Origin of the sequence: Dermacoccus sp. UBA1591 (assembly GCF_002322065.1) — a bacterium.
Taxonomy (GTDB): Bacteria; Actinomycetota; Actinomycetes; order Actinomycetales; family Dermatophilaceae; genus Dermacoccus; species Dermacoccus nishinomiyaensis.
Genome location: NZ_DCNR01000093.1, coordinates 1 through 5,471, shown reverse-complemented (window position 1 = coordinate 5,471; position 5,471 = coordinate 1). Strand labels below are relative to the sequence as shown.

General features: G+C 69.9%; 4 protein-coding genes. 3 read left to right on the top strand and 1 reads right to left on the bottom strand.

Annotated features, from left to right (window positions below; translation table 11 throughout):
- The first annotated feature begins 80 nt into the window (after nucleotides 1-80).
- From B2284_RS10305 to B2284_RS10295, 3 genes are all read left to right on the top strand, one after another.
- On the top strand, nucleotides 81-1,520 hold the full coding sequence (locus B2284_RS10305) for a hypothetical protein (RefSeq protein ID WP_136788122.1): 1,440 nt from the start codon (nucleotides 81-83) through the stop codon (nucleotides 1,518-1,520).
- Nucleotides 1,521-1,626: 106 nt separating this feature from the next.
- Nucleotides 1,627-2,361 (top strand): beta-phosphoglucomutase family hydrolase, encoded by a 735-nt coding sequence (locus B2284_RS10300; RefSeq protein WP_136788120.1) that lies wholly within the window; start codon nucleotides 1,627-1,629, stop codon nucleotides 2,359-2,361.
- Nucleotides 2,358-4,718 (top strand): glycoside hydrolase family 65 protein, encoded by a 2,361-nt coding sequence (locus B2284_RS10295; protein WP_136788118.1) that lies wholly within the window; start codon nucleotides 2,358-2,360, stop codon nucleotides 4,716-4,718. Before B2284_RS10300 ends, B2284_RS10295 begins: the two co-directional genes overlap by 4 nt.
- A 27-nt stretch (nucleotides 4,719-4,745) precedes the next feature.
- Here the strand turns inward: B2284_RS10295 and B2284_RS10290 are convergent.
- A partial coding sequence (locus tag B2284_RS10290) for an N-acetylneuraminate synthase family protein (protein ID WP_286697448.1) occupies nucleotides 4,746-5,471 on the bottom strand: 726 nt, incomplete at its 5' end.

Below are 5,471 nucleotides of genomic sequence, written 5' to 3'. Positions count from 1 at the left end.
AACTTCGACGCGCCCGGCCTGCGCTCCATCGAGACCGTCGGAGACGTCCTCGACTTCATCGACGAGCTTCAGAAGGCCGAATGACGGGGGTGCTCGACTCGCGTCCTGCGGGCGCGGGCAACCGCGTCCTCGTCGTCGGCCCGATGGAGCTCGGCCTGCTTGAGCGCATCGCCGATGAGGCCGAGAAGCTCACGGTCGTCGTGCGCGCCGCTCAGGATGCCGGCACCATCGCGACGCTCCTGCCGGGCACGGAGATCTTCGCCGGCGATCTGCCGCAGGTCATCGCGGCGGGCGAGTCGTACGACACCGTCCTCATGGTCGACGACTTCTCGCGCGTTCTCTCCGCAGAGGCGCCCGACCGCACGTGGCACGAGATGGCGATGACCCTGCTCAACATCGCCGCGCCCGGTGCCACCGTCATGATGGCCCTCGAGAACGAGCGGGGCCTGCACCGCGCGTCCGGCCAGATCGACACGTACGCGGCCAACTTCGACCGCGACTGGACGCCGTTCCGCACGTGGGACGCCACCCGCCCGCGCACGCTCGCCCAGCTGCAGCGGTGGATCAAGGGGACGGGGCGTCAGGCGTCGGCCTGGGGTCTCTACCCCTCGTGGGTGCGGGTCGATGCCCTCACGCAGGTCACCTCGACATCGCCGGCGCTGCGCGACGCCGCGGCGGCGTACGCCCTGCGCGGCTACGCCTCGCCGCTGCCGGTGCGCTCCGCCGCCCTCGCCGACGTCATGGACGAGGTCGCCGCAGGGTGGATCGTCGCGTTCGACGTGCCGTCCGAACCCGTGCTGCGCACGGCGAGCGAGCACGGTGAGGTGCGCGTCTGGGACGCCTCGGGCGAGGCCCTTCGCGACGCGTCCGGCACCGAACGCCGGCTCCCGTCGGCGGGCCGGACGATGCTCATGGAGCTCATCGAGATGGCGGCCGATTCCGACACGCCGTCGATGCGCGCGATGCTCAAGCAGTGGTACGCGGCTCTGCTCGCCGTGGCCGAGGACGGCCAGGTGCCGGCCTCGCACGCGGACGCACGGCTGCGCAACGTCTACCTCGACGGCGAGGACGTCGTCTTCCTCGAGCCGGCCGCCGCGCCGGCTCCGCTCGAGGACGTCGTGTGGGGCGCGCTGAGCGACTACCTGTCGACGCTGCAGATCCACGGCCTCAAGCACCCGTGGCCGACGGCGATGAACCGCATGACGCGCCTCGCCTCCCTCGGTGCGATGGCCGGCGCGCCGCGGTCCGACGACCTCGCGAAGTGGGTGACGACGGTGCGTGACGAGGGCCAGACCCGCGAAGAACTGCTCGCCGTCGTCAAGCGTCAGCAGGACGAGCTGAAGAGCGTCTGGGCGCGCTGGAAGTGGGACGAGAAGGACTACGCCGCGTTCGTCGCGAAGTCCAACGTCAAGAAGACGGTGCGCTACGCCAAGCGGCACGGCAAGGGTCTGCCGAAGGTCGCGAGCAAGCGGATCGTTAGAACGGCGAAGAAGACGGTCAACAAGGGCTTGTCCCGCTGAACATCCGATGAATCCCCGGTGCCGGCGAGGGCGAAGCCCTGGCCGGCACCCGCGTTTGCCGACACACTGGGGCGGTCCAGCGTTCGTCACCAGGGAGGATGTCGCCATGCTCGGGATGCCCGAATTCATCACCACGTGTCTCTTCGACCTCGACGGGGTGCTCACCGACACCGCGAGTGTGCACCGCGCCGCCTGGAAGACCACCTTCGACGCCTACCTCGCCGAACACCATCCCGACCAGACGCCGTTCGATGCCGAGCGCGACTACCTCGACCACGTCGACGGCAAGCCCCGCGAGGCCGGGGTGCGCGACTTCCTCGCCTCGCGTGGCCTCACCCTGCCTGACGGCTCCCGCGGCGACGCTCCGGGCACGCAGACGGTGTGGGGCATCGGCAACCTCAAGAACGAGGCCGTCATCGAGACGATCCGCCGCGACGGCGTCACGGTCTACGACGGCTCGCGACGCTACCTCGAGGCGGCGCGAGAAGCGGGGCTGCGCCGCATCGTCGTCAGTTCGAGTGCGAACACCGCCACCGTGCTCGACGTCACCGGGCTCGCCGAGTTCATCGAGGGGCGCATCGACGGCGTGACCCTCGCCGAGCAGCACATCGCGGGCAAGCCGGCTCCCGATTCGTTCCTCGCGGGCGCGAAGCTCGCAGGAGCCCGGCCGAATCAGGCCGCCGTGTTCGAGGACGCCCTGTCCGGTGTCGAGGCCGGCCGAGCCGGGTCGTTCGGGTACGTCATCGGGGTCGACCGCGTCGGCCAGGGTGACGCACTGCTCGCCCACGGCGCCGACGTCGTCGTCACGGACCTGGGCGGACTCATCGAGGACGCGCGATGACGCGCGGGGCGCGCCTGCTCGTCGAACCGTGGCAGGTACGCGAGATGGGCCTGCGCGAGGACGACCTCGCCGAGTCCGAGAGCCTGTTCGCGCTGTCGAACGGGCACATCGGCGTGCGCGGCAACCTCGAGGAGGGAGACCCGTCCGGGTTACCCGGCACCTACCTCAACTCGTTCTTCGAAGAACGACCGTTGCCGTACGCGGAGGCCGGCTACGGCTACCCGGAGGTGGGGCAGACGATCGTCAACGTCACCGACGGCAAGATCATCCGCCTGCTCGTCGACGACGAACCCTTCGACCTGCGGTATGGCACGATCATCTCCCACGAGCGCACCCTCGACCTGCGCGAGGGCGTGCTGCGCCGTGAGGTCGTGTGGCGCTCGCCCACGAACCGCACCGTCAAGGTCACCTCGACCCGCCTCGTGAGCTTCACCCAGCGGGCCGTCCTCGCGATCGACTACACCGTCGAAGCCGTCGACGCACCCGTGCGCATCGTCATCCAGAGCGAGCTCGTCGCGAACGAGGAACTGCCCCAGACGTCGAAAGATCCGCGCGTCGCGGCGGCTCTGCACGACGTGCTCGTGCCCGAATGCCACAGCAGCAACGGTGCCCGCTCACTGCTCATGCACGCCACGCGCACAAGCGGGCTGCGCATGGCGGTCGCATGCGACCACGTCCTGCACGGAGAGGCCAGCCTGCACACGTACGCCGAACCGGATTGGTCGCGCACGACGATCGGCACGAGCCTTGCGCCCGGTCAGCGCCTCGGCGTGACGAAGTTCGTCGCCTACGGCTGGTCGTCGCGCCGCAGTTGGGCGTCACTGCGCGATCAGGTCGACGGCTCGCTCTCGACCGCCCTGCACACCGGCTGGGAGACCCTCGTCGACGAGCAGCGCACGTACCTGGAAGAGTTCTGGCGCGGCGCCGACGTCGAGATCGACGGTGACCCGGCGGTACAGCAGGCCGTCCGCTTCGGGCTGTGGCACGTCCTGCAGGCCGGGGCCCGCGCCGAGGGGCGCGCGATACCCGCGAAGGGCCTGACGGGGCCCGGGTACGACGGTCACTCGTTCTGGGACACCGAGGCCTTCGTCCTGCCGGTGCTCAGCGCGACGGCGCCCGAGGCGGCCCGTGACGCGCTCATGTGGCGCCGCGACTGCCTCGACCTGGCGCGTGAGCGTGCGACGACGCTCAAGCTCGATGGCGCGGCGTTCCCGTGGCGCACGATCCGCGGCCAGGAGTGCTCGGGATACTGGCCGGCGGGCACGGCCGCGATGCACATCAACGCCGACATCGCCCTCGCCGCGATGCGTCACGCCTGGTGGTCGGCGGACACGACGTTCGAACGGGAGATCGCGTTGCCGCTGCTCGTCGAGACGGCACGTCTGTGGATGTCGCTCGGCTATCACGGCGACGACGGGTGCTTCCACATCAGCGGAGTGACCGGGCCTGACGAGTACAGCGCCATCGTCCACGACAACACGTACACGAACCTGGCGGCGGCTCGTAACCTGCGCTACGCGGCGGACGTCGCCGAACGCCACGAGGACGCGGCCGAAGCCCTCGGCGTCGCCGACGACGACCTCGCACGCTGGCGTGACGCGGCGGAGCGGATGGCCGTGCACCACGACGCCGAGCGCGGGGTCCACCAGCAGTTCGCCGGGTCGACGGATCGAGAAGTGTGGGATTTCGCCGAGAGCGCCGCGGCCGACGCCTACCCGCTGCTCATGAACTACACGTACTTCGATCTGTACCGCAAGCAGGTCATCAAGCAGGCCGACCTCGTCCTCGCACTGCACTGGATGGGGGACAGCTTCTCGAAGGAGGAGAAGGCGCGCGCGTTCGACCACGACGAGCGCCTGACCGTGCGCGACTCGTCGCTGTCGGCGTGCACGCAGTCCGTCGTCGCGGCAGAGGTGGGGCATCTCGACCTCGCCTACGCCTACCTGCTCGAGGCCTCGCTCATGGATCTGCGCGACCTCGAGCACAACACGCGCGACGGTGTGCACGTCGCCTCCCTCGCCGGCGGATGGCTCGCCCTCGTGTGCGGTTTCGGTGGCATGCGCGACCACGACGGTGTGCTGAGCTTCGACCCGGCGCTACCGCAGGCCATCCGCTCGCTGCGGTTCGCAGTGCGCTGGCGCGGGTGGCAGGTGCACGTCGCGATCACCCGCGACCATGTCACCTACACGCTGGAGGACGACGTCGATGGGCGCGACGGGCACGTCGACCTCGTCCATGCGGGGGAGACGTTCACGCTCACCACGGCGGAACCCGTCATCCGACCGTCGCAGGAGCGCATCCCCCTGACGCCGACGCCCCAGCAGCCCGCCGGCCGGGAGCCCATCACCTCGGGGTGAATCAGCGCGTGCCGCGGTGCATCGGGCTCAGACGAGATCCCAGGACATGGGGGTGCCCTTGGGAGCGTCCTGAGTGAAGGTGCGACCCGCGAGCGTGTCGAAGGTATCGGTGGGCAGGCCGTTCGCGGGGCGGATGGAGCGCACGTTCTGCGCCGTCACGACGTCGCCAGCCTTGACGTCCTCGACGACGTACAGGCTGCGGCGGAAGCGCAGGCCCTCCTTCTCCTGCGCGCGGGCGCCGATGCGCGGCTCGCCGAGGCACTGCCACGCGATCTTCGTCTGCGTGACGAGCTGGTTCAGCTCCTCCGGCTCGGACGAGAACGCCGAGTCCACGCCGCCGTCCTCGCGGTTCAGCGTCACGTGCTTCTCGACGAGAACCGCGCCGAGCGCGACGGACGCGACGGCTGCGCCGATACCCATCGTGTGGTCGGAGTAGCCGATGAGCGTGCCGAGGGCGTCGCGCATCACGGGGATGCCGCGCAGGTTCGACTCGCTCGGGTCGGCCGGGTAGTTGGCCGTGCAGGCGAGCACGATGATCTGCTCGTTGCCCGTGCTGCGCGCCGCCTCGACGGCCGCGTTGATCTCACCCAGCGAGGCCATGCCCGTCGAGATGATGATTGGCTTGCCCTTGCTTGCCGCATACCGGATGAGCGGCAGGTCGACGTTCTCGCTTCTCGCGATTTTGTACGCCGGCACGTCGAGGGTCTCGAGGTAGTCGACGGCCGTCGGGTCGAAGGGGGAGGAGAAGGCGCG